Source organism: Staphylococcus sp. 231237_7MaSpsaltlick (assembly GCF_043107035.1).
In genome coordinates this window covers 16230-42624 of the sequence record NZ_JBICNX010000013.1, presented here as the reverse complement: position 1 = coordinate 42624, position 26395 = coordinate 16230, and the positions used below count along the sequence as shown (strand labels likewise).

The 26395-nt window shown below is 33.1% G+C and carries 24 protein-coding genes and 1 tRNA gene; 4 read left to right on the top strand and 21 right to left on the bottom strand.

The window, feature by feature from the left end; translation table 11 throughout:
* Positions 1 to 235: 235 nt before the first annotated feature.
* Complete coding sequence (locus ACF91D_RS20630; RefSeq protein ID WP_232161366.1) at positions 236 to 733, bottom strand: kinase; 498 nt, start codon at positions 731 to 733, stop codon at positions 236 to 238.
* A gap of 136 nt (positions 734 to 869) precedes the next feature.
* Here ACF91D_RS20630 and ACF91D_RS20625 point away from each other — a divergent pair, with 136 nt between their 5' ends.
* Both ACF91D_RS20625 and ACF91D_RS20620 read left to right on the top strand, forming a co-directional pair.
* Complete coding sequence (locus ACF91D_RS20625; RefSeq protein WP_107528048.1) at positions 870 to 1361, top strand: P-loop nucleotide/nucleoside kinase family protein; 492 nt, start codon at positions 870 to 872, stop codon at positions 1359 to 1361.
* A 303-nt stretch (positions 1362 to 1664) separates the two neighbouring features.
* Positions 1665 to 1738: transfer RNA gene (locus tag ACF91D_RS20620), tRNA-Arg, on the top strand.
* A 760-nt stretch (positions 1739 to 2498) separates the two neighbouring features.
* Here the strand turns inward: ACF91D_RS20620 and ACF91D_RS20615 are convergent.
* The 12 genes from ACF91D_RS20615 to zapA all read right to left on the bottom strand — a co-directional run bounded on the left by ACF91D_RS20615 (position 2499) and on the right by zapA (position 15509).
* Positions 2499 to 3008, bottom strand: coding sequence for a YfcE family phosphodiesterase (locus tag ACF91D_RS20615; RefSeq protein ID WP_107527385.1), 510 nt, complete (start codon positions 3006 to 3008; stop codon positions 2499 to 2501).
* 2 nt (positions 3009 to 3010) lie between these two features.
* On the bottom strand, positions 3011 to 3589 hold the full coding sequence (locus tag ACF91D_RS20610; RefSeq protein ID WP_107527384.1) for an XTP/dITP diphosphatase: 579 nt from the start codon (positions 3587 to 3589) through the stop codon (positions 3011 to 3013).
* A complete protein-coding gene (racE, locus tag ACF91D_RS20605; RefSeq protein ID WP_042738947.1) occupies positions 3589 to 4401 on the bottom strand; it encodes a glutamate racemase in 813 nt (270 codons plus the stop codon). The genes ACF91D_RS20610 and racE overlap by 1 nt, the downstream gene beginning before the upstream one ends.
* 222 nt (positions 4402 to 4623) lie before the next feature.
* Positions 4624 to 5436 (bottom strand): succinate dehydrogenase iron-sulfur subunit, encoded by an 813-nt coding sequence (gene sdhB / locus ACF91D_RS20600; protein WP_042738948.1) that lies wholly within the window; start codon positions 5434 to 5436, stop codon positions 4624 to 4626.
* Positions 5437 to 5438: 2 nt separating this feature from the next.
* A complete protein-coding gene (gene sdhA, locus ACF91D_RS20595) occupies positions 5439 to 7202 on the bottom strand; it encodes a succinate dehydrogenase flavoprotein subunit (protein WP_107527383.1) in 1764 nt (587 codons plus the stop codon).
* A 40-nt stretch (positions 7203 to 7242) separates the two neighbouring features.
* Positions 7243 to 7854: a succinate dehydrogenase cytochrome b558 subunit gene (locus ACF91D_RS20590; RefSeq protein WP_042738950.1), complete on the bottom strand. Its 612-nt coding sequence runs from the start codon at positions 7852 to 7854 to the stop codon at positions 7243 to 7245.
* 338 nt (positions 7855 to 8192) lie between these two features.
* Positions 8193 to 9980 (bottom strand): excinuclease ABC subunit UvrC, encoded by a 1788-nt coding sequence (gene uvrC, locus ACF91D_RS20585; protein WP_107512162.1) that lies wholly within the window; start codon positions 9978 to 9980, stop codon positions 8193 to 8195.
* A 155-nt stretch (positions 9981 to 10135) separates the two neighbouring features.
* Positions 10136 to 10450 carry a thioredoxin gene (trxA, locus tag ACF91D_RS20580; protein ID WP_042738952.1) on the bottom strand — a complete coding sequence of 105 codons (315 nt, stop codon included), beginning with the start codon at positions 10448 to 10450 and terminating at the stop codon, positions 10136 to 10138.
* An 81-nt stretch (positions 10451 to 10531) separates the two neighbouring features.
* Entirely contained in the window at positions 10532 to 12880 is a 2349-nt protein-coding gene (locus ACF91D_RS20575; protein WP_042738953.1) for an endonuclease MutS2, read from the bottom strand.
* 9 nt (positions 12881 to 12889) lie between these two features.
* Positions 12890 to 14602, bottom strand: a complete 1713-nt coding sequence (polX, locus tag ACF91D_RS20570) for a DNA polymerase/3'-5' exonuclease PolX (RefSeq protein ID WP_107527382.1) — start codon at positions 14600 to 14602, stop codon at positions 12890 to 12892.
* 119 nt (positions 14603 to 14721) lie between these two features.
* Positions 14722 to 15243, bottom strand: a complete 522-nt coding sequence (locus ACF91D_RS20565; protein ID WP_107527381.1) for a CvpA family protein — start codon at positions 15241 to 15243, stop codon at positions 14722 to 14724.
* Entirely contained in the window at positions 15243 to 15509 is a 267-nt protein-coding gene (zapA, locus tag ACF91D_RS20560; protein WP_042738956.1) for a cell division protein ZapA, read from the bottom strand. Before zapA ends, ACF91D_RS20565 begins: the two co-directional genes overlap by 1 nt.
* A gap of 314 nt (positions 15510 to 15823) precedes the next feature.
* Between zapA and rnhC the strand changes: the two genes are divergently transcribed.
* Positions 15824 to 16753: a ribonuclease HIII gene (rnhC, locus tag ACF91D_RS20555; RefSeq protein WP_107527426.1), complete on the top strand. Its 930-nt coding sequence runs from the start codon at positions 15824 to 15826 to the stop codon at positions 16751 to 16753.
* Between the two features lie 300 nt (positions 16754 to 17053).
* Here rnhC and pheT read toward each other — a convergent pair whose 3' ends face one another.
* The 6 genes from pheT to ACF91D_RS20525 form a co-directional block, all read right to left on the bottom strand.
* Positions 17054 to 19456 (bottom strand): phenylalanine--tRNA ligase subunit beta, encoded by a 2403-nt coding sequence (gene pheT, locus ACF91D_RS20550; protein ID WP_107527427.1) that lies wholly within the window; start codon positions 19454 to 19456, stop codon positions 17054 to 17056.
* Entirely contained in the window at positions 19456 to 20514 is a 1059-nt protein-coding gene (gene pheS, locus ACF91D_RS20545; RefSeq protein ID WP_042738959.1) for a phenylalanine--tRNA ligase subunit alpha, read from the bottom strand. The genes pheT and pheS overlap by 1 nt, the downstream gene beginning before the upstream one ends.
* 334 nt (positions 20515 to 20848) lie before the next feature.
* Positions 20849 to 21589 carry a TrmH family RNA methyltransferase gene (locus tag ACF91D_RS20540; RefSeq protein ID WP_107512169.1) on the bottom strand — a complete coding sequence of 247 codons (741 nt, stop codon included), beginning with the start codon at positions 21587 to 21589 and terminating at the stop codon, positions 20849 to 20851.
* Positions 21590 to 21614: 25 nt separating this feature from the next.
* Complete coding sequence (locus ACF91D_RS20535) at positions 21615 to 22556, bottom strand: M23 family metallopeptidase (RefSeq protein ID WP_107527428.1); 942 nt, start codon at positions 22554 to 22556, stop codon at positions 21615 to 21617.
* 130 nt (positions 22557 to 22686) lie between these two features.
* The gene (gene rpmF, locus ACF91D_RS20530; protein ID WP_001830121.1) at positions 22687 to 22860 is read right to left on the bottom strand and encodes a 50S ribosomal protein L32; all 174 of its coding nucleotides are present in this window, start codon (positions 22858 to 22860) and stop codon (positions 22687 to 22689) included.
* 82 nt (positions 22861 to 22942) lie between these two features.
* The gene (locus ACF91D_RS20525; RefSeq protein WP_042738962.1) at positions 22943 to 23488 is read right to left on the bottom strand and encodes a YceD family protein; all 546 of its coding nucleotides are present in this window, start codon (positions 23486 to 23488) and stop codon (positions 22943 to 22945) included.
* Positions 23489 to 23614: 126 nt separating this feature from the next.
* Here ACF91D_RS20525 and ACF91D_RS20520 point away from each other — a divergent pair, with 126 nt between their 5' ends.
* Positions 23615 to 24745: a nucleotidyltransferase gene (locus tag ACF91D_RS20520; protein ID WP_107527429.1), complete on the top strand. Its 1131-nt coding sequence runs from the start codon at positions 23615 to 23617 to the stop codon at positions 24743 to 24745.
* Between the two features lie 597 nt (positions 24746 to 25342).
* Here ACF91D_RS20520 and coaD read toward each other — a convergent pair.
* Positions 25343 to 25828, bottom strand: a complete 486-nt coding sequence (gene coaD, locus ACF91D_RS20515; RefSeq protein WP_042738964.1) for a pantetheine-phosphate adenylyltransferase — start codon at positions 25826 to 25828, stop codon at positions 25343 to 25345.
* A 1-nt stretch (position 25829) separates the two neighbouring features.
* Positions 25830 to 26372: a 16S rRNA (guanine(966)-N(2))-methyltransferase RsmD gene (rsmD, locus tag ACF91D_RS20510; protein WP_107512172.1), complete on the bottom strand. Its 543-nt coding sequence runs from the start codon at positions 26370 to 26372 to the stop codon at positions 25830 to 25832.
* Positions 26373 to 26395: the final 23 nt, after the last annotated feature.

The window sequence follows — 26395 nt, the reverse complement described above, 5'->3', positions numbered from 1 at the left end:
TCTGTCTTTGGACTTTAATTCAAGGTAAATGTAATACAAATTTTGATTCACATACATATTCCAAATTTTAAAAGTAACAATGAAATGCTCGAGCACGACTCATATTTTAATCATTTAGCGCAAAGATTACATACAATCTATGCGCTTTTTTATTACTATTGCATTTTCAAATCCTATTGCACACCTAGGGTAATGCGTTAGAAATTCGAAAAAATTCGTTACACCTATCAATCATCTAATGACGGTATCTTACATCAGTTAAAATATTGTTTATTGTTTCTTCTATAGACAGCGCTTTTGAAATTGATTTTTCCCCTGCAAAACCAAGATAATCATTAGCAACATACCAAGACTTTAATTCAGCTAAACCAAAGTCGGTCTCTTTCTTTGAATTATGTCTTCTAACCGTTTCTTCAAAGGACAAATCATAGTAGTATGCAAATACATTATTCATCCTATTATTTAAGACATTCCTCAACATGTCACCGTATTTATTTTCAGCTAAAATACCTTCTAGAATGACAAATTCACAATGTTCTATCCCAAATATCAGCATTTTTTCTATTAAAGGAATTGCTAGATTGAATGGGCGATCATGTACATTTAACATTTCCCGTCGAACTACATCTTGTGATATTAATAAATTTCCACGACCCAGTATTTCATGCAATTTGCGAGCAACTGTTGTTTTCCCACTACCTGAATTTCCTCTAATAATAATTATATTCACCATAATATATCACCTTATACTAAATTATACTTATTTTAATATGCCCTATTGCTCATAAATAAATCTTTAAATTTTAGATTGTCAAAATGAATTATTAGGGCTATTATTTATATACTTTAGATTTTAGGAGTGACAAATATTGAATACTCTCGGAACTTTATATTTTTTCACTGGAAAAATGGGGGCAGGTAAATCAACAAAATCAAAAGAAATAGCACAAAGAAAAAATGCTGTACTGTTATCAGAAGATGAATGGTTAGCAGCATTATACCCACATCAAATAAAAAACTTCGATGATTATCTTAATTATTCTCAAATAATTAAACCTATATTAAAGATGCACATTCAAAGCATTTTACAAATTGGCAGTAATGTAGTTATGGACTTCCCTGGAAACACAAGAAAACAACGCGCTTGGCTATTAAGCATTGCAAATGAAATACATGCCAATCACCAGCTCATTTATTTAAACCTTGCGGATGAACAGTGTTTAAAACAATTGAAAAAAAGAGCCGATAAAGAACCTGATAGAAACACATTTGATACGAAAGAAACCTTTGATTATGTATCCAGTTTCTTTGAAGCACCCGATAATACAGAAAAATTAAATATTATTGAAATCACTTCATAGCACATCAACTTAACTTAGTTTTTAATTTATCTTAGATAATTAAATAAACTACCATTTAGCTCTTTAATTTGAACGTATTGCTAATTATTTTTTGAAAATGTTCTGATAAAGTAGCATTAAATTTGATTAATCACGATAACATCAACCAAGTTTCTAGTTCTAATTACATTGAATTAATAGAATTATATCTAAAAGAAGATAAAAAGACCATTATAGTGAAAAATCATATTTATTTTTGATAGGTGGAGTATTGCTTTATCATTACAAGTTCGATATAATAATTATTGTGTTCAAAAGAGATATGTCCTGGTAGCTCAGCTGGATAGAGCAATGGCCTTCTAAGCCATCGGTCGGGGGTTCGAATCCCTCCCAGGACGCTAATAACTGAAAATCAAACACTTTTCAAAACTAAGAATCCCATAATGACGGGATTCTTTTTATTTTGTCCATCAATAACGTACTATATTAAACTAATTTTTAGGGACCCAAAGTAATATTTTTAAAACCCACCTATTCATTTAGGTGGGCTTTTCTATATTTGTATCGTTTTCAGTTGTAAATTATCATTATCCCATTTGCCTTTTCATAGTGCCGACATAACAGTTTTACTAATCCACTATCTTTATCAATCTGATAGCCAGTTATACCACTTCTATTAACTTTATACATGTTTGTATTCACTACTCAATTATCACGCTCTTTCCTTTTTATCTAAAAAATAAAAATGCGTTTTTACTACCAATAAATAGTAATATTGGTAGACATAAAATAAATATCGACAAATACATTTGTAGTGTCATATTTGAAATCGCCTAAAAATATAAAACACCTCGAGTTTTACAAGGAAATCTAAAACATCCTACAATCAATTAAATTGATAATCTCATTGGTATTTAGAAAACGATGTTTCATAGTCTCTGTTGTTTTAATAGTGCTTATGTAATCAATAACAATGGAAATCTTGTTTCTTTAAGACTATTTTCATCAAATAACAGAGGCTATGGTTCCTTTTCATTGGAAGTTTTTCCATATTTAAAGTGTTCTTAGATAACTAAATGAATTAATCACTTATACAATAATACAAAAAGTACATAAACCCATTTATATTCATTTTACTGAATACAAATGGGTTTATGTTTAAATTTCAAATTTATCTTGGTCTATAATTTCATGTTGTCGATTCCTTAATTTAAGTTCTGCTTGTCCAATTGTTTCATCAATTATTAATTCGACATAGCTTTCTTCTATGCTACTTCTAGATTGTGAAATACTTCCAGGATTAATCACATGAACACCACCAATAGTTTCATGTTTTGCCACGTGTGTATGTCCGTAAAACGCAAACTGACATTCATTTGCTTTGGCTTGTTCAGCTAATTGCATACGACTACGGTTCACACTATACAGATGACCATGCGTACAAAAAGCCCTTACACCATTGGCTTGCACTACTTCTTCATTTGGAAATTCTGGATAAAAATCAGTATTGCCTTTTACTCTATAAAATTGACTTAGCTCTGTATCATCATATGCAAATTCAGAATCACCTAAATGAATTGCAACATCAACATCTTTATGATGTTGTAATACATCATATAAAATACCTTGTTCTGTATGATTGTCACTAATTAATATCCATTTTGTCATTGTTATTCACCTTCTAAGTATGCTTTCAACTTATCTATTGCTCTGCCGCGATGACTGATTTCACTTTTTTCTTCTGGCGATAGTTGAGCCATTGTTTTATTTTTATCTTCTATATAAAAAATTGGATCGTAACCAAATCCATTGTCGCCAATTTTACTCAAGGTAATTTCTCCTTGAACTGTTCCTTTAAACTGCTTAGTTTCTTCGCCAGGTGCACTCATACTAATGACACATACAAATTGCGCCTTTCGATTTGTTTCAGCTTCAAGATTCGCTAGTACTTTTTCAATATTAGCATTATCATCTTTACCTAAACCAGCATATCTGGCGGAGTAAACACCTGGTTCACCGTTTAATGCAAACACTTCTAGCCCACTATCATCAGCAATGACTCTCTTATTCAATGCTTTAGCAGCAGCTTCTGACTTTAAACGAGCGTTAGCTTCAAAGGTATCACCTGTCTCTTCCACGTCGAATCCTTCAATAATTTCTGAAATACCAATAACATTAAAGTCTGGGAAAATAACTTTAAAATCATTTATTTTACCTTTATTATTAGTTGCAATTACAATATCTTCCATTATTTCGACTCCTCACATGTTACTTCTATTCGTTCTACTTTCACCTTCATATTTAACCATTCTTCAATAATACGCTCAATGTGTTCTGTATCACCTGTTGCAAAAAACTTATGCTTCGGTTTTCTTTTATAACCTGCGTGTTCATTGCTAAATGTTAATAATGCACTCACTTCTCGTGCAGTTTCTAAACCAGATGAAATGACAACCTTTTCACCACCAAAATATTCATTGATTGGCTGATATAATAATGGATAATGCGTACATCCAAGAATAATCGTATCCGCATCACTATTACGCCATTGTTTAAGTGTTTGATGCATAACAATACTTGTAATAGTTGGATCCTTGTAACGCATTTTTTCTACTAAAGGTACAAATCCAGGACATGCAACACCTGAAACTTCAACATTAGGATTAATATTTTTAATATGGTGTCTATATGCTTCCGATTTTATTGTACCTTCTGTACCGAGAATTAAAACATTTTGATTCTTTGTTGTCATAATTGCAGTGCGTGCACCAGGTTCAATAACACCTATAACCGGTATTGGCAATAAACTCTGTAAATGGTTTAATGCTACAGCAGTTGCTGTGTTACACGCAATTACTAACATTTTGATATCAAATGTCATAAGTTTTTCAGCTAATTCTGTCGTGAATTTTCTAACTTCTGAACCTTCTCTTGGTCCATAAGGGCAACGTTGAATATCCCCTAGATAATAAATGGTTTCATTTGGGAGTTGGCGCATAATTTCTTTCGCAACTGTTAAACCGCCGACTCCTGAATCAATAACGCCTATTGGTTTATCCATATTTGACTTCATCCTCAATTTATTTACTTAATCTTTATTTTAGCACAGTCATAAATTCAAAATCATTTATCAAGATTTAAAGTAGGTATATTTTTTAAATTATATATAATATTTCCACCAATTTTTATCTATTTTAAAATATGCTTCTTAAATGAAGTATAAAAAAGAGACTTAACATCTGTTTAGCACAAATGTTAAGCCTTGTTTACCATAGTTTAAATATTAGTTCACTTGATGATCTGAACCAAAGAATGACTTAAACATATGGAATGAAGTTTCTCTATTTAAAGCTGCAATTGAAGTAGTCAACGGAATTCCTTTAGGGCAAGCGTTAACACAGTTTTGAGAATTACCACATTCTTGTAATCCTCCACCACCCATCAATGCATCTAATCTTTCATCCTTAGTCATAGAACCTGTTGGATGTAAATTGAATAATCTAACTTGAGAAATTGCTTGCGCACCAACGAAATCATTTTTACTAGTAACGTTAGGACAAACTTCTAAACATACACCACATGTCATACATTTTGATAATTCATATGCAGTTTGACGTTTTTTCTCAGGCATACGTGGACCTGGTCCAAGATCGTAAGTACCATCAATTGGTACCCATGCTTTCATTCGTTTTAAATTGTCAAACATTCTTGTACGATCTACTTGTAAATCACGAATAACTGGGAAAGTGCTCATAGGTTCTAATTTAATTGGTTGTTCTAATTGGTCTACGATAGCTGAACAAGACTGTCTAGCTGTACCATTGATTACCATAGAACATGCACCACAAACTTCTTCTAAACAGTTCATGTCCCAAACAACTGGTGTTGTTTTTTCACCTTTACTATTTACTGGATTACGTCTGATTTCCATCAAACATGCAATCACGTTTAAATTTTCTCTATATGGAATTTCAAATTCTTCTTCATATGGTTTAGAATCCGAGTTATCCTGACGTTTAATTATTAATTTAATCGTTTTTTGTTTACTTTCATTATCTTTTACTGGAGCTTCATTTGCTTCTTTAATCTCTGCCATGATTATTTACCCCCTGTAGACTTAGTAGAATAATCTCGTTTACGTGGTGGAATTAAACTGATATCAACTGGTTCATAATTGAACTTAGGTGCTTCTGATTTACCTTGATATGTCGCAAGTGTTGTTTTCAACCATTCTTCATCATTTCTGTCTGGGAATTCTGGTTTGTAATGCGCACCACGAGATTCATTACGGTTATATGCACCAATCGTAATTACACGTGCTAGAACTAACATGTTCCATAATTGACGAGTAAAGAATACTGCTTGGTTACTCCAAGTTTGTGTATCTTCGATATCAATATTTTGATAGCGTTCCATCAATTCTACAATTTTCTTATCTGTTTCAAGTAATTTTTTATTATCACGTACAACTGTTACGTTAGCTGTCATGATTTCCCCTAATTCTCTATGAATCTTATAGGCATTTTCAGTACCTTTCATAGTTAATAGTTGATCAAATTTTTCTTGTTCTACTTGAACTGCTTTTTCGTACATAGCATCATCTAAGTCAGTGTATGACTTTTCAATATTTGCAATGTAATCTAAAGCGTTAGGTCCTGCAACTGTACCACCATAAATAGCAGAAAGTAATGAATTGGCACCTAATCGGTTACCACCGTGTTGTGAATAATCACATTCACCAGCTGCAAATAAACCTTTAATGTTAGTCATTTGATCATAATCTACGTATAGTCCACCCATTGAGTAGTGTACTGCTGGGAAAATCTTCATTGGTACTTTACGTGGATCGTCTCCAGTGAATTTTTCATAAATCTCAATAATACCACCGAGTTTAACATCTAATTCATGTGGATCCTTATGTGATAAGTCAAGGTAAACCATGTTTTCACCATTGATACCTAATTTTTGATTCACACATACATCAAAAATTTCACGTGTAGCGATATCACGAGGAACAAGGTTACCATAATCAGGGTATTTCTCCTCTAAGAAATACCAAGGTTTACCGTCTTTGTATGTCCAAATACGTCCACCTTCACCACGAGCTGACTCACTCATTAATCGTAATTTGTCATCTCCAGGAATCGCTGTTGGATGAATTTGAATAAATTCACCATTCGCGTACATTGCTCCTTGTTGATATACAATTGATGCTGCAGAACCAGTATTAATCATTGAGTTTGTTGTTTTACCAAAGATAATACCTGGGCCACCTGTTGCCATTATTACAGCATCCGAACCGAATGATTCGATTTCAGATGTAGTCATATTTTGAGCAACAATTCCTCTAGCCATATTATCGTCATCTTTGACTATTCCGAGGAATTCCCAACCTTCATATTTATTAACTAATCCATCTACTTCAAAGCTTCGAACCTGTTCATCCAAAGCATAAAGTAATTGTTGTCCTGTTGTCGCACCAGCATATGCAGTACGGTGATGTAATGTACCACCAAAACGTCTGAAGTCTAATAAACCTTCATTTGTTCTGTTAAACATTACGCCCATACGGTCTAATAAATGAATGATTTGTGGTGCTGCTTCTGTCATGGCTTTAACTGGTGGCTGGTTCGCCAAGAAGTCTCCACCATAAACTGTATCATCAAAGTGAACAGCCGGTGAGTCACCTTCACCTTTAGTATTAACTGCGCCGTTAATACCACCTTGTGCACACACAGAGTGTGAACGTTTAACTGGAACTAATGAGAACAAGTCCACATGTGCACCTTTTTCTGCTGCTTTAATTGTTGACATGAGACCGGCCAGTCCACCACCGACAACAATAACTTTCTTCTCTGCCATAAATTGTCACTCCCCTAAATATATAACTAAGACTTTTAAATTATAAAAATGCGAGAATAGCGCTTAAACCAATATAAGACACTACGATAAACACGATGAGTGATACCCATGTGAAAATTTGTTGTGATCTTTTAGATTGTAGTACACCCCATGTTACTAAGAATGACCATAGACCATTTGCGAAATGGAATGTTACTGATAACATACAAATGATGTAGAAAATTAACCAAAATGGATTAGACACGATATCATGTACCATATCAAAGTTAACTTCATGACCTAATGCACGTTGGATACGTGTTTGCCATAAGTGAATCGCAACAAATATGAATGTTAATATTCCAGTCAAACGTTGTAACAAGAACATCCAGTTTCTAAATCTTGAGTAATGTCCTACATTTTCCTTCGCTGTAAAAGCAATATGTACACCATAAACCGCGTGATAGAAAATCGGAATATAAATGACTACAAATTCCAATACAATTAAAAAAGGTAATGATTCCATAAAGCCTGCCGCTTTGTTAAATGCCTCCACGCCTTTAGTAGCTTGATGGTTTACTAACAAATGGACAAGTAAGAATCCACCTATTGGAATTACGCCTAACAGTGAGTGTAAGCGTCTTAAATAGAATTGATTTTTCGAATATGCCAAAAGGAAGCCCCCCTGTGAAACAAATAAATTTATTTGGTATTCTTTCATACAGTGTATAGTAAAGCGTTTACTTAATTAGTAAAGTTGATGCTAGACAACGAATAAATTTAACGGTGACATGTAAATTAAACTTATTCGTTGTACATCTAATTTAGCGTTGAAGCATATTCCTGATTTAAAATTACATAATTGCTAAAATATGATGCATAATTGATAATATTTCTCAATTATAAAACGCTTACATATACTGTTAAAAAAAAGAATCCCTGTTATTAGATATTGTAACACTAAAATATAAGATTTTGGGCATGAGAATGATTCTCATGCCATAAATTTTGTCACTTCTTGTCATCTAAAGCTTGATGAAGGTTTTGTGCAACCTTAACTGGTAAACCTGCTGCCTGTAATTCTTCAACTGATGCTTCTTTCATTTTTTTGATTGAGCCGAATGTACGTAATAATTTTGTCTTGCGCTTTGAACCTATACCTTCAACTGTATCAAGTACAGATTGAAGACCTGTCTTTTGTCTTGTTTGCCTATGGAAAGTAATCGCAAAACGGTGTACTTCATCTTGAATACGATGTAACAGATAAAATGCCTGGCTATTTTTCTTCAGTGGTATGATGTTGGCTTGTTCACCGTATAATAATTCAGATGTTTGGTGTTTATCATTCTTTTGCAATCCTGCAACAGGAATATCTAGACCAAGTTCATTTTCTAGGACATCAATTACACCATTCATATGTCCTTTACCCCCATCAACAATAATTAAATCAGGTAAAGGTGTACCTTCATTCAACACGCGAGTATATCTACGGCGCACAACCTCTCTCATTGACTTGTAATCATCAGGTCCCTCAACCGTTTTGATTTTATATTTTCGGTAACCTTTTTTATTTGGTTTACCATCTATAAATGACACCATTGCTGATACTGGATCTACACCTTGAATATTGGAATTATCAAATGCTTCGATTCGAATTGGAGTCTGTATCCCCATTCTATCTCCCAATTCTTCTATAGCCTTAATTGTGCGTGACTCATCTTTTGATATTAATTCAAATTTATTTTCTAATGTAACTTCTGCATTATGCTTTGCTAGATCAACCATTTCTTTTTTCTTACCTTTTAATGGTTGTATGATTTTAGTATCAACAACAGACTGAATAATATCCTTATCTAAATGATTAGGTATATGAACTTCTTTTGGCAATATATGTTGATTTAAATCATAAAATTGACCAATAAAGGTATAGAACTCCTCTTCTGGTGTCTGTTGTACTGGAATCATAGTTGCATCACGTTTAATCATATTACCTTGTCTTATGAAAAACACTTGGATACACATCCAGCCCTTAGATACGCTATAACCAAATACATCTCTTATAGTATTATCGGATGAAGTTATTTTTTGCTTTTTAGTTAAATTATGAATATGTTGAATTAGGTCTCTATATTCCTTAGCTTGTTCAAAATCTAACTTTTCACTAGCGTCAAGCATCTTTTGCTCTAAATTATTTAAAATGGTCTTATCTTCTCCATTTAAGAAATCCGATATCTCTTTAGTCATTTCAGCATACTTTTCTAAATCAACAGGATAGACACAAGGCCCCATGCATTGACCAATATGGTAATATAAACACAATTTATCTGGCATTTTGTCGCATTTTCTAAAAGGATAAATACGATCTAATAACTTTTTAGTTTCTTGCGCTGAATATGCATTAGGATAAGGTCCGAAATATTTACCACTATTTTTCTTTACTGTTCTCGTAACGATTAAGCGAGGATGCTTTTCTTTTGTAATTTTTATAAATGGATAACTTTTATCGTCTTTAAGCAATATATTGTAACGTGGTTGATATTGCTTTATCAGATTTAACTCTAGCAATAAAGATTCTGTCTCACTAGAAGTTACGATAAACTCAAAATTACGAATCTCACCTACAAGTCTAGTAGTTTTAGCATCATGTGCTCCTGTGAAATAAGATCTTAAACGGTTACGAAGCTTCTTAGCCTTACCAACATAGATCACTTGATCATTACGATCTTTCATTAAATAACAACCTGGTTCCATAGGAACAACTGACAATTTTTGTTTAATTTCAGCCTGATAGGTTTCCATTATGTGTCCTCCTTTCTATTATAATATTTTAATGACTGCTGAAACTTGCTCTATATTATAAAATAACAAATAACTGTCTAGCAATATATAAAATTGCTTACAAATTGAAAACTGGGACATTAAATAAATAATGTCCCAGTTCTTCTTGGTTTGACTTATAAGTGTTTATCTAAAACTTCTGCTAAGTTTTCTTTAGGTTGGAAACCAACTACTTTATCTACTGGTTCACCATCTTTAAATACGATTAAAGTTGGGATACTCATAACTTCAAATTTAGCAGCTGTTGATGGGTTTTCATCAACATCTAATTTTAAGATATTAGCTTTACCTTCATAGTCTCCTGCTAATTCTTCTAATACTGGTGCTATCATTTTACAAGGTCCACACCAAGTTGCCCAAAAATCTACTAAATTAACTCCTGATTGAATGTTTTCATCAAAGTTTGAATCTGTTACTTTTACGATTGCCATAAATGCCAATCCTCCTTAAATTTCAAATGATGAGCAAATTATAACAGACTTTATATTATTCTGCATAGCTCTTGCTCACGTTTATTTTAATTCTGCTACGGTTACACCAAAGCCACCTTCACTCGGCATACCATTTCTATATGATGCCACACTTTTATGCTGTTTTAAATGGTTTTGAACACCTTTTTGTAAGGCACCTGTACCTTTTCCGTGTATAATGTAAACTTGTTCGTAATTGCTCAACACAGCTTGATCAAGATATTGATCAACAGCTACCATCGCTTCATCATAACGATAGCCTCTCAAATCAAGTTCCATTTTCACATCTTGACGATTTTGTCGTCGAACCATTTTTGTAGGTTGCTCTTTTGTTTTTTTCGTTTTCTCTAAATCTTCAATTGGTAATTTCATTTTAATAATGCCCATTTGAACTACAGCTTCATTTTCGTCAATCAACTCTAATACTTCACCTTTTTGTCCATATGTTAATACTTTCACTTCATCGCCGGCTTTAATTTCATCCCACTTTTGTTTTTGAACATTTTGTTTTAGTGAAGTTGATTCATATTGATCGTCTAGTTGTTTCTTTTTATCTATAAGTTCATGCTCTTTTACATCGGCACCCTTTTTATCTCTTAATTCTCGCAATTCTTTAAGTATTTCATCCGCTTCTTTAGTTGCTGATTTCACACGTTGATTTGCTTTTTCTTTAGCTTGTTCTAACATTTGCTTTTCTTGATTTTGATAATTCTCATATTGCTTTGTTAATGATTGATGTGTTTCTTGTGCTTCTCTTAACAGTTGCTCTAATTCAATACGCTGTTCATCAACACGTTTAGAGTTATATTCGAGTGAAGCAATCATTTCATTTATTTCTTGTTCGTCTTGTCCAATCATTGATTTAGCTTTTTGTATAATTTCAATATTTAAACCTAATTTTTTAGAAATATCAAAGGCATTGGAACGACCAGGTACACCCATAAGTAATTTATATGTTGGGCTTAACGTATTTACATCAAATTCAACACTGGCGTTCATTACACCTTGTCGGTTATAACTATAAGCCTTTAATTCTGGGTAATGTGTCGTAGCCATTACTAGTGAACCAATTTCATGAACATGGTCTAATATACTCATAGCTAAAGCTGCACCTTCACTTGGGTCAGTACCTGCACCTAACTCATCAAATAATATCAAACTATTTTTCGTGGCACTTTTTAATATTTCTACAATATTTTTCATATGAGATGAGAACGTGGATAATGACTGCTCTATAGATTGTTCATCACCGATATCACAGTAAACATTTTCAAAGACACTTAATTTACTACCATCCAATGTAGGAATTAACAGACCAGATTGAGCCATCATGATAATAAGCCCCAATGTTTTTAATGTAACCGTCTTACCCCCTGTATTAGGACCTGTAATAATAACAGTTTCTATATCGCTAGCAAATTCAATCGTATTGGCAACCACTGTATCTTTGTCTAGTAATGGATGGAATGCTTTAGGTAAATATACAGTACGCTCTGCTGTAAATTCTGGTTTCGTACCCTTGATTGTTGTTGCATAGCGCGCTTTTGCCGTTAAAAAGTCAATTTGACCTATGATGGACTCTGAAACTAAACAAGCATCAGATTCTTCTGCTACTAAACGTGTTAATTCCGTTAATATTCTTTCACATTCAACTTTTTCATCATTACGCAAACGACTGATTTGGTTATTCATTTCCACTATTGATGATGGTTCAATATATAATGTCTGACCTGAAGCTGATTGATCATGCACAATTCCACTAAAATCTTGGCGATATTCAGCTTTAACTGGAATAACATTGCGTTCATTTCTGACAGTAACAATTGCATCCGACAATTTTTTTTGATTGGACTGACTTTTAACTACTTTGTCTAAATTTTGTTTGATACGTTGTGTCGTACTAGAAATTTTGCTACGAATGCCTTGTAGCTCATAACTAGCATTATCGAACAAGTCATACGCATCACATTTTTGATGAATTTCTTGAAATAAATCATTTAGTACAGGTAATTGTTCCATTCTATCGTTCAGAATTGGATATTTGATTTCTTCATCTTCTTCTAGAATCCCATTATAGAATGTTTTATATTGATTTTGAATTTGAATCAAACGTTTAATCGCATTTAATTCTCTAACATTCAAGACACCACCAATATTGGCTCTATGAAGTAATTGAGTCACTTGTGATAAACCACTTAAACTAGGCATACGATGTTTATTGTATATTTGTGCGATTTCATCTGTTTCATTCATTTGAAATTCAACAGTTTTAAAATCCGTTGCTGGACTCATTTCTGCTACTTTAGCTTTACCTATATCACTCATTGTTTCTTTTTCGACGAGTGCTTTAATTTTATCGAATTCTAAGACATTTAATGACTTCTGTCTCATACAATCCCTCTATTTCTTCATTTTAATATTGTTTTCAATCATAGATTTAAACGCATCTCTAGACATAGTATTTATTACTCTATCTTTAGCTAGAAAACCTTTTTGTGCAGTTGCAACGCCATATTGCATAAACTCTAAATGATCAATATGATGTGCATCTGTATTTATAGTCAATTTAACGTTAGGATGTTTTTTTAATGTCTCAGCATTTAAATCCAAACGCTTAGGATTGGCGTTAATTTCTAATATAGTATTTGTTTTTTCCGCTAATTCACAAAGTTGTTCAATATCAGGTTCGTATCCAGGTCTTCTGCCAATAATACGACCAGTTGGATGTGCAATATGTCTTACATAAGGGTTATTACACGCGTTTTCTAAACGACGCATAATCTCTTCTTGTGGTTGATTAAAGCTTTGATGAATTGCCGCAATAACATAATCTAATTGCGCTAGAATTTCATCTTCATAATCAAGACTCCCATCTGGTAGAATGTCCATTTCAATGCCTGAATATATATCTATTTCTTTATATTTTTCATTCAACTTTTTAATTTCTTCATTTTGACGTAACAAACGTTCAACAGATAAACCATTTGCTACTTTTAAACTTTGGGAGTGATCTGTAATCACCATGAATTCATAGCCTTTAGCAATATTAGCTTTCACCATATCTTCAATACTAAATGCGCCATCACTATAGGTAGTATGCATATGCAAATCACCTTTAATATCACCGAGCTGTATAATATCTGTTAAGTCTTTGTCAAATTCACTACCATCTTCACGAATTGCAGGTGCAATCCAATCTACATTGAAATGTTGGTAAATTTCCGCTTCACTTTGATATTGTAATAATTCACCGTTTTCAGTCTCAATACCATATTCGCTAACTTTTTCGCCTTTTTCTTTAGCTAATTGTCTAATGCGAATATTATGATCTTTAGAACCAGTGAAATGTTGTAACGTGTGATAAAAGGCTGCAGGCTCAATTAACCTGAAATCCACACCTATAGTTTCATCATCATATTCAAGCTCTAATGATACTTTTGTAGCACCCACTGCAACTTCCTTTACTTTATTGGGAATTTGTAACAACGCTTCTTGCACCTTTAAAGGTGACTGTGTACTGATAATAAAGTCTAAATCTTTACTCATTTCTTTAAAACGTCTAAAGCTACCTGCCACCTCAAATTTTTCAATTTCAGTAATTGTAGCTAAATATGCTTTAATCTCTGTGTTAAGCCCTCTCATTTGATCAATTGGATACTTTTCTTTTTTAGCACCTAGCGCTTTAACTGCTTCTAAAATATTTTGCTCAGTTTTTTTAGCGAAACCACTTAATGCACTGACTTCGCCATTTTCACATGCACGTTGTAATGACTCCTTATTATCAATATTCAACTCTTTATATAATTTGGCAATTTTTTTACTGCCTAAACCTTGAATTTTCATTAATGGGATAAGCCCTTCCGGCACTTCTTTCTTTAATGCATCTAAAGTAGAAGTTGTACCGTGTTGTCTATATTCATTAATGACTTCACCAACGCCTTTACCAATCCCTTTTAATTCAGTTACATCTTCTATCTCGTCTAATGGACGTTCATCTATTTCTAAACTTTGTGCCGCTTTTCTATATGCAGAAACTTTAAATGTATTTTCTCCTTTTAATTCCATATAAACTGCTATTTTCTCTAATAATTGAATAATATCTTTTTTCGTCATTACCTTCACTCCATAAAAAAAGGTCAAGACAAGTTACCGTTGCTCTATCAACAGTAAATCGGTTGTGCCCTGACCTCCTATATTTTATTAATATATTATATGTTTAATTGTTGGAAAATTTATATATTGACCACAAAAGTAGATATAAATGGTATATGTGAGATTAATATTTCAGCAATAAAAGATTGCGATAATTGTGTTTGGATGATTGATAAAGGATACAATGCCATAGCATAAATTAAAGTAGTACATATAATTATTGACGAAACCATACTTAAGAGTACACCAATCAACCGACTCAACATAAACATTTTTTTATATTTGATTATATTATCAAAGCAAACAATTATAGCATAACAAAGAACCTTCGTAATTGTAGCTACAATTAGAAATGCAACTAAATGGTCAAAACGTAACTGTAGATTATCAAATTGAAAAGCAAAATGCATATCATAAGCTCGAGTTTTTGGGAATGGTATAAAGAGCTCTAAATACTGTGACAACTTAATAAAGCACTTTTGTGCAATGTACAATGATAAAATAGTCGCTCCTAAATGCATAATACTTAACCATACGCCTCTTCTAAACCCAATCATGCCTATGTATAAAAAAATTACTATGATTAATAAATCAATTAACATTAATCTTCACTATTTTTTAATTGCTTTATCTCTTGTTGCAAACGGTAATTTTCTTCTTCTAATTGAACTTTTTCATGCATAATATTAACAGCTGTTAATATCGCTTTTCTTGTAGTATCTAATCCTGTACTTTTTCTTCCTAGAGACTTAAGCTGTTCATCCACTAGATGTGCAACATATCGAATGTGCTCTGGATTATCTTCACCTACAATTGTATAATGTTGATCATTTATCGTTACGTTTATCCTATTTTTAAATTCGCCCATAGTATAACTCCTGACTTAATATAAATTTCCGAATAAAATAAAATTTGTCCTAACATATAACTTTCAATTTTTCTAATTTAGAATATTTATCACGAACCATTATACACGACTAAATATTATTTTGTAAGAGGTGTGATTTGTTATATTTGAAAAAATTTATAGTTCGAAGATTTCAAATAATTTTAGAACAATTGAACGATTGCGATATCACAGTTATTCATGCATATTGTTGTTGGGTAGTGTGTATGTTTCATCCTATGGTATGATGAAAACTGTCAATCGAAACAGTAATTTCAAAAAAGAGAGGCAATCAAATGTCAAATGTAGTATATAAATTAACAAATCCTGAAATTCAACAATTAATGTCGAAAATTAACTGCGACACAAGCAAACTACCACAAGGTATGAAAGCCAAAGCCAAATATAAAAACACATCCATTTCCATTTACAACTCAAATAAAGTTATGTTTCAAGGCAAGGAAGCTTCAGCTGTGGCAGGTCAATTGCTACCTAATCATGCAAATACACAAACTGCATCAAAGCATAAACCTACACAATCAAAGATAAATTATAATCAATTTCAATGCATAGGCAGTGATGAAGCAGGAAGCGGAGATTATTTTGGACCACTTACAGTGTGCGCTGCCTATGTTTCAAAAAAACATGTTCAAGTTTTAAAAGAACTCGGAGTTGATGATTCAAAGAAATTAACAGATAAAAAAATCGTCGAACTTGCAGAACAAATTGTTACATTTTTACCTCACTCATTACTAACGATGCACAACACTAAATATAATGAGAAACAATTAGCTGGCTGGTCACAGGTAAAGATGAAAGCTGTATTACATAACGAAGCGATAAAAAATGTTGTAAATAAAATCGAAACAAACGAATTGGACTATATCGTTATTGATCAGTTTGCTGAACGTGGTGTTTATACGCGTTATGCATTAAGTGAGCTTCCACATAGCGACATTACTAAATTCGAGACCAAAGGTGAATCAAAATCTATTGCTATTGCGGCAGCAAGCATTATTTCACGATACGCATTTGTCAAATATATGGATCAAATTTCTGCAGAAGTTCATAGCGAAATTCCCAAAGGCGCAAGTAATAAAGTTGATTTAGCCGCTGCAAGAATTATCGAAAAGAAAGGCATTACCTATTTAGATTCTATTTCAAAGAAACACTTTGCAAATCGAAATAAAGCACAGGCACTTGTTGACAAAAAACGACATTCATAATCAAATTTACATCTCATTTAGAACCTAACATTGCAGTTGTTTTATATATCACTCCACAAATTGTATTTCACACTAACCGTTGAGTTAACGGTTAATCGTTTGTAGCACAAATTTATGATTACCAGATATGCTCTGCAGATTTGTATTTTTATCATATGTCAATTTAAACAGTTATAAACAAAACAAAAAGAATTACATCACCAATACTTTCGATGGGGATGTAATTCTTTTTTTGAACTATTTTTATGCTTAATTTATATATAAGTTAAACTAAATTCTTTTCCTTACAAAGTTGTTAAATTATCTAATTGTTGCACCTTGTTGTTGTAACGCTGTTAAGATATCTTCATGTACTGCATTTACCTTATCATCAGTCAATGTTTGTTCAACATCTAAGTATGATAATCTAATTGCAATTGATTTCTCATCCTCTGCAACATGTTCACCTTCATAAACATCAAATACTTGTGCATTTTGAAGTATATCTCCACCATGTGCTTCGATTTCTTTAACAAGCGTTGCGGATGGCACGTCTCGATTTATCACTAATGCAATGTCTCTTGATACTCCAGGGAAACGAGGGATTGGACGATAGTTAATATATCCAACTGAAACTGACATTAATTTATCGTAATTCAATTCAAAGACATAAGTACGTTTTAAGTCATATTCCTTTTCAACTTTTGGATGTAATTCACCAACAAAGCCTATAGTTTCACCATTTAATTTAACAATTGCAGTTCTACCTGGATGTAAGCCTGCAATTTCACCTGCTTCATAATCAAATTGAATATCTAATTTTTCTGCTATACGATCTACGATACCTTTAGCAATAAAGAAATCTATTTCTTCCTTTTTTCCTTGCCAAGTATTAACTGTGTAATCACCAGTTAAGATCCCACTTAGGTACTCAACTTCATCTGGTAATTCACCTTCACCATTACCAAAGAATACATTACCTAGTTCATAAAGTCGGACATCAGCATTTTTACGTGCAACATTATAAGCAACTGCATCAATAAGGTGAGGAATCAAACTTTGTCTTAATGTTGAATGTGCTTCACTCATTGGCATTAACAAGCCGATTGTATCACGTGTTTCTAATGCAAAGTCTTGCGCTCTCTCTTTATCGACTAAAGAATAATTAATTGCTTGGCTTAAGCCTGCACCCTCTAGTGTTTCTTTTACAATACGTGATTTAGCTTGTTTATCAGTCAAAGCACCATGTGTTACATGTTCAAATACCGGCAATGTTGAAGGTATTTCATCATAACCATAAATTCTTGCAATTTCTTCAATTAAGTCTTCCTTAATCGTAATATCTTTACGTCTAGACGGAACCTTGACAGTTAATTCATTATTATTCTTCGTCGTCTCAAAGCCAAGTTGCACAAAAATAGACTCGATTTCTTCAGCAGTCAATTCAAAGCCAATTGTATTATTCACTTTATCAACTGAAATATTAATTGGTGTGACGAATGAACCTAAATCACCTTGTGCTACATTATCTGATAAAACTTGTCCATTAGCATACGTTTCTAATAAGTAACAAGCGCGATCGACTGCCTCATTTACAAATTCTGTAGCAATTCCCTTTTCAAAGCGACTAGACGCTTCACTTCTTAAATTCAATCGTCTTGAAGTATGACGAATAGATACCGAATCAAAAATAGCGCCCTCAATTACAACATGCTTTGTAGCCTCTGTTACCTCTGAAAAATCGCCACCCATTACGCCTGCAATGGCAATTGGCGTTTCGCCATTAGTTATAACTATGTCAGATGCTAGTAATGATCTTTCTTGATTATCTAAAGTAGTCATCGTTTCATTCTCATGAGCTTGACGTACTTCGATATGATTTGAACCAATTTGTTCTTGATCAAACATGTGTAAAGGTTGACCGTATTCTAATAGTACATAATTTGAAATATCAACCACATTATTGATAGGTCGAATACCAGCTTTAATTAATCTCATTTGCATCCATTCAGGTGAAGGTGCAATCGTAACATTTTTAACAATACGTGCACTGTAATATGGGACTTTATCAGAATCTTGAACAGTCACTGACAGTTCCTCAGCAGCTTGTTGTGATAATGCTTCTGTTTTAGTCTTTGGTTTATTCATTGCAACGTTGTATAATGCAGCGACTTCATATGCTGTACCCACCATACTTAATGCATCTGCTCTATTTGGTGTAAGATCAAATTCCATTACTTGGTCATCTAAATATAGTGCTTTAAGTGCATCTGTTCCTGGCACTACCTCTGTAGAAAACACATAAATACCATCTTCAAAGGCTTTAGGCACTAAGTTGCTTGATAAACCTAATTCTTGTAACGAACAAATCATACCTTCTGAGCGTTCTCCACGTAGTTTTGCTCGCTTAATCTTGATACCACCCGGTAATCTACCACCAACTGTAGCGACGATTACTGTTTGTCCTGCATCTACATTTGGTGCGCCACAAACAATTTGCACGAGTTCACTTTCGCCAATATCTACCTGACAAATATTTAGTTTATCCGCATCTGGATGTGGTGCGATTTCTTTAATTTTACCGACAACTAATTTTTTAATTTCTTTTGTATAATCGATAATGTCATCTACTTCGATACCCGTACGTGTAATTTTTTCTGCTAATTCGTTTATTGGTTGATCAATTTCAACATATGTCTCTAACCATTCTTTAGAAATAAACATTATTTTTCACCTCTATCTTCTACTGCTTTAAATTGATTCAAGAATCTTACATCATTAGTATAGAAATGACGGATATCTTCAATTCCATATTTCAACATTGCGATTCTATCAGGCCCCATACCAAACGCAAATCCTGAATATTTATTTGAATCGAATCCAGCCTTCTCAAGTACGTTCGGGTGAACCATCCCTGCACCTAAGATTTCAATCCAACCTGTTTGTTTACATACATTACATCCTGAGCCACCACATTTGAAACATGACACATCTACTTCAACTGATGGCTCTGTGAATGGAAAATAACTTGGTCTTAGACGAATTTCACGATCTTCCCCAAACAATTGTTTAGCTAAAAGTTCTAATGTCCCTTTAAGATCACTCATCTTAATATTCTCGTCTACCACTAATCCTTCGATTTGAGTAAATTGGTGACTGTGTGTCGCATCATCAGAGTCTCGACGATACACTTTCCCTGGACATAGAATTTTAACTGGACCTTCACCATTTCGTTGTTCCATCGTTCTTGCTTGTACAGGCGATGTATGTGTACGCATCAGAATCTCGTCCGTTATATAAAAGCTATCTTGCATATCTCTTGCCGGGTGAGATTTCGGTAAATTTAAAGCTTCAAAGTTATAATAGTCCTGTTCAACTTCAAATCCTTCAACAATTTCATATCCTAATCCTAAAAATAGGTCTTCGATTTCTTCAACTGTACGTGTTAATGGATGTTTGGCACCAATAGACATTTTTCTACTTGGTAATGTCACATCGATTTTTTCAGCCTTTAATTGTCGTTCTAATTCTTCATTTGCTAGAAGTTCACGACGTGATTCAATTTCACCTTCGATTGCTTGTCTAACTTCATTAACTTGTTGTCCATATGCTGGTTTTTCCTCATTAGGTAAATCTTTCATATGTTTCATTAACCCTGTTACAGAACCCTTTTTACCCAAATATTTCACTTTTACATCTTGTAATTCTTTTTCATTTTTAGCTTCATTTATATCGACTAATGCCTGTTGCTTAATTTCAGTCATCGCTTCAGTTTGTGCCATGATTTAACCTCCATTTGTCTATTTTCTTGTTAAGTAAAACCAATAAAAATACAAAAAAGACTTCCATCCCGTTGAAACTGGGACGAAAGCCTTCCGTGGTACCACCCAAATTTATGCATAAGCATACACTTGTAATTATTGATAACGGAGTCATTTCCGACTTAAATCTCTTTAAGTAACCAAAAAGGTGAAAAAAACTAAATGTAGAGATATATCTTTCAGTCTACGGATATACTCCCTTGTGCTACTACATTATTTTAGTTTACGTCTTTTTATTGGTTCATATTCTACTGTTTAACATTACTTTTATTATATACGATTTTCATTTAAAGGGTCAACCTTTCAAATGATAAATCAAGATACTGCCAGCAATAGCAACATTTAAACTCTCTGCTTTTCCATAAATTGGAATTGTTAGGTTTTGAGTTGTTTGCGCCAATAATTGTTGCGATACACCTTCTCCTTCATTACCTAATAATAATGCAAAGTGTTCTTTCGCACTTATCTCGTGAAATGAAACAGCTTCTTCTAATGCCGTTCCGTACACTGGTCCATCAAACGAATCTATAAATGATTCTAAAGAATCAATGATAATCGGTAAATGGAACACACTACCTTGACTGGCTCTTAATACTTTGTCCTGGTATGGATCTGCAGTGCCCTTTTCTAACACAATTAAATCTATACCTGCAGCATCTGCAGTACGAATTAAAGTACCTAAGTTCCCTGGGTCTTGTATACGATCAATCAACAATACTTGCTTTGCTGTTGTTGTTTCATAATTAGGTTTTTCAATTACAGCAAAAAAACCTTGTGGTGTCACAGTTCCAGATAATGCTTCTGCAACTTTTAAATTTATTTCAAATACTTCCTCTGCATATTCAATTAAATCTGAGCTAATTCTAGAAGTATCTACTATAAATAATTGTTTTATCGTTAACTTACTTTGATAAGCTTCTTCGATAAGGTGATAGCCTTCGATAAGGGCTTGACCTGTTTTGTCTCGATCCTTTTTCTTTTTGAGTTTATTTGCATTTTTAACTTTACTATTTTGTGCGGACGTAATCATTTCCATAGCATAGCCTCTTTATTTTCATATTTTAACTTTTAAAAAGTTGTAAGATATTTGTACGTATATTTTTTATAAAGGATAACAAGAAATGTTCCTTTTCAATTAAGATGTTATTTCCTGTATAGTCTACTATATCACCTTTTTCAGGTGAAATCGTCTCTTGTAATTTGATTTTTAGCGTATGTGCTTTAGCGATATCTTTTCGGTCCATAATTTGAAAATGTATATGTGGTTCTGATGTGTTACCTGAATTACCTACTTTCGCTATATGTTGTCCGCGAAAGATTTCATCTCCTACTGATACACTTAGTGAATTAGGTTTTAAATGTGCAATTAAACTATATTCATGTTTTGCATGCTTAATTATAATATAATTACCTTGTGGATGTTTTACATTAAATTCTCCAGGTACACAATCTGGAATACCATCAACAACTTCTACAACTTCACCATTAGCTGGTGCAACAACAGTTAAGTTGTAGGCATAGTAATTAGTTAATTGATTAGGGCTACCTTGATAGCTACATTGATCCTTTAACTTCACTAAATCAATAGCATGTTTGTAACGTTTATAATGGAAATGATGATTTAATAATTCATTATCTCCGCCGGCAATAACCGTCCACGCTTCTTCAATTGGCATAGTATATTGCAGTTTGGAAAACTTTGCACTATCTTGATGTTGTATAGGTAATAATGCAAAACCAATTATTTCATTATATTTATTTAATGTAACACTAACACCCGTTGTCCTCTTGTCATCGAACCACAGATATTCGTCTTGCCTGTTTATATGTATATGTTTGTAGAATGAATTCACACTTCTTTTCTCATTATATACTTTTAGTAGCTTTTCCAATTCTAATAGCGCAGATACTTCTTGAAAATCTTCGCTAAAATGATTATATATCCAGTTGACATCACTATTCTCAATTTTTTCAATAATTTCTTGCGGATTCATTGCTTCCATTGATTTCACACAACCTATCGCTCGATATCAAATTTACATCTATATAAATAAAAAATCGCTCAAAAATTATTTAGTGAATAATTAATGAACGATATTAAAAGACTTTCATCAAGTCATTAAATTAATGAAATTATTTTGATACAACTTCTTCACCATTGTATGAACCACAGTTCTTACATACGCGGTGAGATAATTTGTATTCTCCACAATTTGGGCATTCTGTCATACCAGGTACTGAAATTTTGAAATGAGTACGACGTTTGTTTTTTCTTGTTTTAGACGTTCTTCTTTTTGGTACTGCCATGATTAATCCTCCTTATATTCAAACACTAAAATAGTTATTTTCAGATTCAATAATCTATTATACTATAGATTACAAAATTCTGCTATTGCTCTTCGTCATATAATTGTTGTAGTTTTTGAAGCCTAGGATCGATTTGCTGAGACTCAGATTCTTCTGCTTCTTTCGCATTCTCAATCGCTTGCTCTTCGTCAATAACTTCCCAACCATTACCCTCACGTAACATTTGATCACTATTATCTGCGAAAACACGCATTGGCTTTTCAATGATAACTAATTCTTCAGCAATATCCTTTAGATTTATCATGCCATCTGATGCATCATGATAATGTTCATCTTCATCGTCATCACCATACTGATTATACCCTTCTAGATCAAATACTTCTTGAGATCTGATATCTAAAGGAACTTCTACTGGAACTAACGTACGCGCACAAGCCATCGTATATGTTCCTGTAACATGCATATCTGCAATGACTTCATTTGATTTTACTGTCAATTCGCCATCAACATTTATTTCAGATAAATCTATTAAATCTAATGATTTTACTAAATGATCAAAATTCACCGTTTGATTGAATTCAAAAGGTTTATCTTGGAATTTTCTTAATTGCGTTATTGACCATTTCATATGGCTTCACCTCTAACAAGCACAAAATTTATTTTAACTTTATAGATATAAGTTGTCAAGATTTTTTCTTAACACAATTATATCTGTTACAATATCTATAATGAATTCTGAAAGGAAGAAATGCAAATGAAAAGCGTTGCACTAGTCACTGAATATAATCCTTTCCACAATGGTCACTTATACCATGCAGAGAAATCAAAGTCAATCACTGATTCTGAAATTTCTATAGCAATCATGAGTGGAAACTTTGTTATGCGAGGAGAACCTGCAATTTATAATAAATTTACTCGAACTCAGATGGCGCTACATGCTGTGGATTTAGTCGTAGAGCTTCCTGCTCATGCTTCACTATCAGCTGGAAGCTATTTTGGTGATGCCGCAGTACGCGTAGCTAATTATTTAAATGTCGACCACCTTGCATTTGGTAGCGAGTCGGGCGATATTAATGCTTTTTTAAATCTCGCTGAACAAATGCAAAAAATTGAACAAACATCAGCCTTTGCTCAAAAAATTAAAGAAGGCAAAAGCTACCCACGCATACTGAGTGAATTAATTTCAGATAACCATTTATTAACTGAACCTAATAACACTTTAGGGATTTCATATATTAAAGCCATACAAAAGCATGGCTTTAATATTAATCCAGTTACCATAAAAAGACACGCATCAAAACACCACGATAGTAAAATACAACATATGCACTTTGCAAGTGGTACATCAATCCGACAATCTCTCCAACTTGAAGATCAGGATTGGCAAAACGTAGTTCCATCTCAAATAAAACATTTATACCATTCAAATATTGTGACAACTGAGCGCACATTTAATTACTTGAAGTATGCATTATTAACTCAGAGTCCATCAAGTTTACAAAATATCTACACAATGAGTGAAGGTTTAGAACATAGGCTAAAAGATTTAATCTTACCAGCAACTTCATTCGAATCATATATGCAGTTAATCAAGACCAAACGCTATACCTATACACATTTACAGCGTGTACTGATGAATGTATTGCTAGATTACACTTATGATGACATACCAACACAAATAGACTCTGTTCGTATACTAGGAATGAATCAACGTGGCCAAAAATACTTAAAATACCTTAAACAACAATTTCCAGAACGAAATTTTGTAACACAAATCAATAAACGTAATGCCATGACATTTAAAAACGAAATTAAGAGTACGAACATCTATAATTTATTATCCAATGATACAGCTAACGACTTTAACACACACGTCATTTTTTAGCCCCACTTCTCGATTTTATCGAGATTAGTGGGGCTTTTGCTTGAGTACTCTCATGTATTCCTCTATCCACTTCTCGATTTTATCGAGATTAGTGGGGCTTATGCATGAGTACTCTCATGTATTCCTCTATCTACTTCTCGATTTTATCGAGATTAGTGGGGCTTATGCTTGAGTACTCTCATGTATTCCTCTATCCACTTCTCGATTTTATCGAGATTAGTGGGGCTTTTGCTTGAGTACTCTCATGTATTCCTCTATCCACTTCTCGATTTTATCGAGATTAGTGGGGCTTTTGCTTGAGTACTCTCATGTATTCCTCTATCCACTTCTCGATTTTATCGAGATTAGTGGGGCTTATCCATGAGGCTACTCATGTATTCCTCTATCCACTTTTCGATTTTATCGAGATTAGTGGAGCTTATGCTTGAGTACTCTCATGTATTCCTCTATCCACTTCTCGATTTTATCGAGATTAGTGGGGCTTATCCATGAGGCTACTCATGTATTCACCCTTTTATCAACTCTTCTCACAATTAAACATCAAAAAACACCAACCTTTGATGACTTCATCAAATTCGTTGGTGTCACTGTATTATCTTATTTCTTAAATTTTTCATTTAATGCCTTTTCAACATGTTCAGGCACAAAATCAGATACATTTGCTTTATATGCAGCAACTTCCTTTACCACGCTAGAACTGATAAATGAATAATTAGTGCTAGTCATCATATACATTGTTTCAACATTACTATTTAACTTTTTATTCATTGAAGTTAAGCGTAATTCATATTCAAAATCACTAACAGCTCTTAATCCTCTAATGATAGTTTGAGCACCAATTTGGTCACAAAAATCTACCAATAATCCATCAAAATGATGCACCGTCACATTATCTAAATGTTTAACTGAAGCTTCTATCAAATCTATTCGTTCTTCTACAGTAAATGTACCCGCCTTACTACTATTTCTTAACACACAAATATGCAATTCATCAAAACGATCCGCACTTCTATCAATGATATCAATGTGCCCATATGTAATCGGATCGAAACTACCTGGTATGACTGCTTTAGTTCTAGACATTTTAATCTCCCTTTTCTAATAACAAAGTGTCTGTTAAACCATAATGATATTGTTTAATCTCTCGGAATGGTTCAGTTTTTATTTTTTCATGATGATTAAACTCACAAACGATAATACCATTTTCTTTTAATAAATTAAACTTTGCAATTTGCTCTAAAGCATCATCAATCAACCCTTTTTCATATGGCGGATCTAAAAATATTACATCGAATTGGATTTCACGCTTGGCTAAGGCTTTTAATGCACGTTCTGCATTATTTTTATATACCTCAGCTTGACTTGCAATATTTAAATGGTCTAAATTGCGCTTAATCACTTTAACTGCTTTAAAATTTTGATCAACAAATATTACTTTATCCATACCGCGTGACAGTGCTTCTATACCTAAAGCACCACTACCTGCAAATAAATCTAACCCTAATCCTGAAACATCATGCAAGCTGTTAAATATCCCTTCTTTGACTTTATCCATTGTTGGTCGTGTGTTACGACCTTCGATGCTCTCTAATGGCTTGCTTTTATGTATTCCAGATATAACTCTCATTTCAACACTTCCATTCTTAAATT

Coding starts and splice junctions, on each gene's coding strand:
- sdhA (WP_107527383.1), bottom strand. CDS start 7,202: ATGGCAGAGAAGAAAGTTATTGTTGTCGGTGGTGGACTGGCCGGTCTC.
- ACF91D_RS20535 (WP_107527428.1), bottom strand. CDS start 22,556: ATGGAAGCAATGAATCCGCAAGAAATTATTGAAAAAATTGAGAATAGT.
- ACF91D_RS20575 (WP_042738953.1), bottom strand. CDS start 12,880: ATGAGACAGAAGTCATTAAATGTCTTAGAATTCGATAAAATTAAAGCA.
- polX (WP_107527382.1), bottom strand. CDS start 14,602: ATGACGAAAAAAGATATTATTCAATTATTAGAGAAAATAGCAGTTTAT.
- pheS (WP_042738959.1), bottom strand. CDS start 20,514: ATGGCACAAACTGAAGCGATGACTGAAATTAAGCAACAGGCATTAGTC.
- zapA (WP_042738956.1), bottom strand. CDS start 15,509: ATGGGCGAATTTAAAAATAGGATAAACGTAACGATAAATGATCAACAT.
- ACF91D_RS20520 (WP_107527429.1), top strand. CDS start 23,615: ATGAAAAGCGTTGCACTAGTCACTGAATATAATCCTTTCCACAATGGT.
- ACF91D_RS20565 (WP_107527381.1), bottom strand. CDS start 15,243: ATGTTAATTGATTTATTAATCATAGTAATTTTTTTATACATAGGCATG.
- ACF91D_RS20525 (WP_042738962.1), bottom strand. CDS start 23,488: ATGAAATGGTCAATAACGCAATTAAGAAAATTCCAAGATAAACCTTTT.
- ACF91D_RS20615 (WP_107527385.1), bottom strand. CDS start 3,008: ATGACAAAATGGATATTAATTAGTGACAATCATACAGAACAAGGTATT.
- ACF91D_RS20610 (WP_107527384.1), bottom strand. CDS start 3,589: ATGGAAGATATTGTAATTGCAACTAATAATAAAGGTAAAATAAATGAT.
- sdhB (WP_042738948.1), bottom strand. CDS start 5,436: ATGGCAGAGATTAAAGAAGCAAATGAAGCTCCAGTAAAAGATAATGAA.
- racE (WP_042738947.1), bottom strand. CDS start 4,401: ATGGATAAACCAATAGGCGTTATTGATTCAGGAGTCGGCGGTTTAACA.
- rnhC (WP_107527426.1), top strand. CDS start 15,824: ATGTCAAATGTAGTATATAAATTAACAAATCCTGAAATTCAACAATTA.
- trxA (WP_042738952.1), bottom strand. CDS start 10,450: ATGGCAATCGTAAAAGTAACAGATTCAAACTTTGATGAAAACATTCAA.
- pheT (WP_107527427.1), bottom strand. CDS start 19,456: ATGTTTATTTCTAAAGAATGGTTAGAGACATATGTTGAAATTGATCAA.
- ACF91D_RS20630 (WP_232161366.1), bottom strand. CDS start 733: ATGGTGAATATAATTATTATTAGAGGAAATTCAGGTAGTGGGAAAACA.
- coaD (WP_042738964.1), bottom strand. CDS start 25,828: ATGTCTAGAACTAAAGCAGTCATACCAGGTAGTTTCGATCCGATTACA.
- rpmF (WP_001830121.1), bottom strand. CDS start 22,860: ATGGCAGTACCAAAAAGAAGAACGTCTAAAACAAGAAAAAACAAACGT.
- ACF91D_RS20540 (WP_107512169.1), bottom strand. CDS start 21,589: ATGGAAATGATTACGTCCGCACAAAATAGTAAAGTTAAAAATGCAAAT.
- uvrC (WP_107512162.1), bottom strand. CDS start 9,980: ATGGAAACCTATCAGGCTGAAATTAAACAAAAATTGTCAGTTGTTCCT.
- rsmD (WP_107512172.1), bottom strand. CDS start 26,372: ATGAGAGTTATATCTGGAATACATAAAAGCAAGCCATTAGAGAGCATC.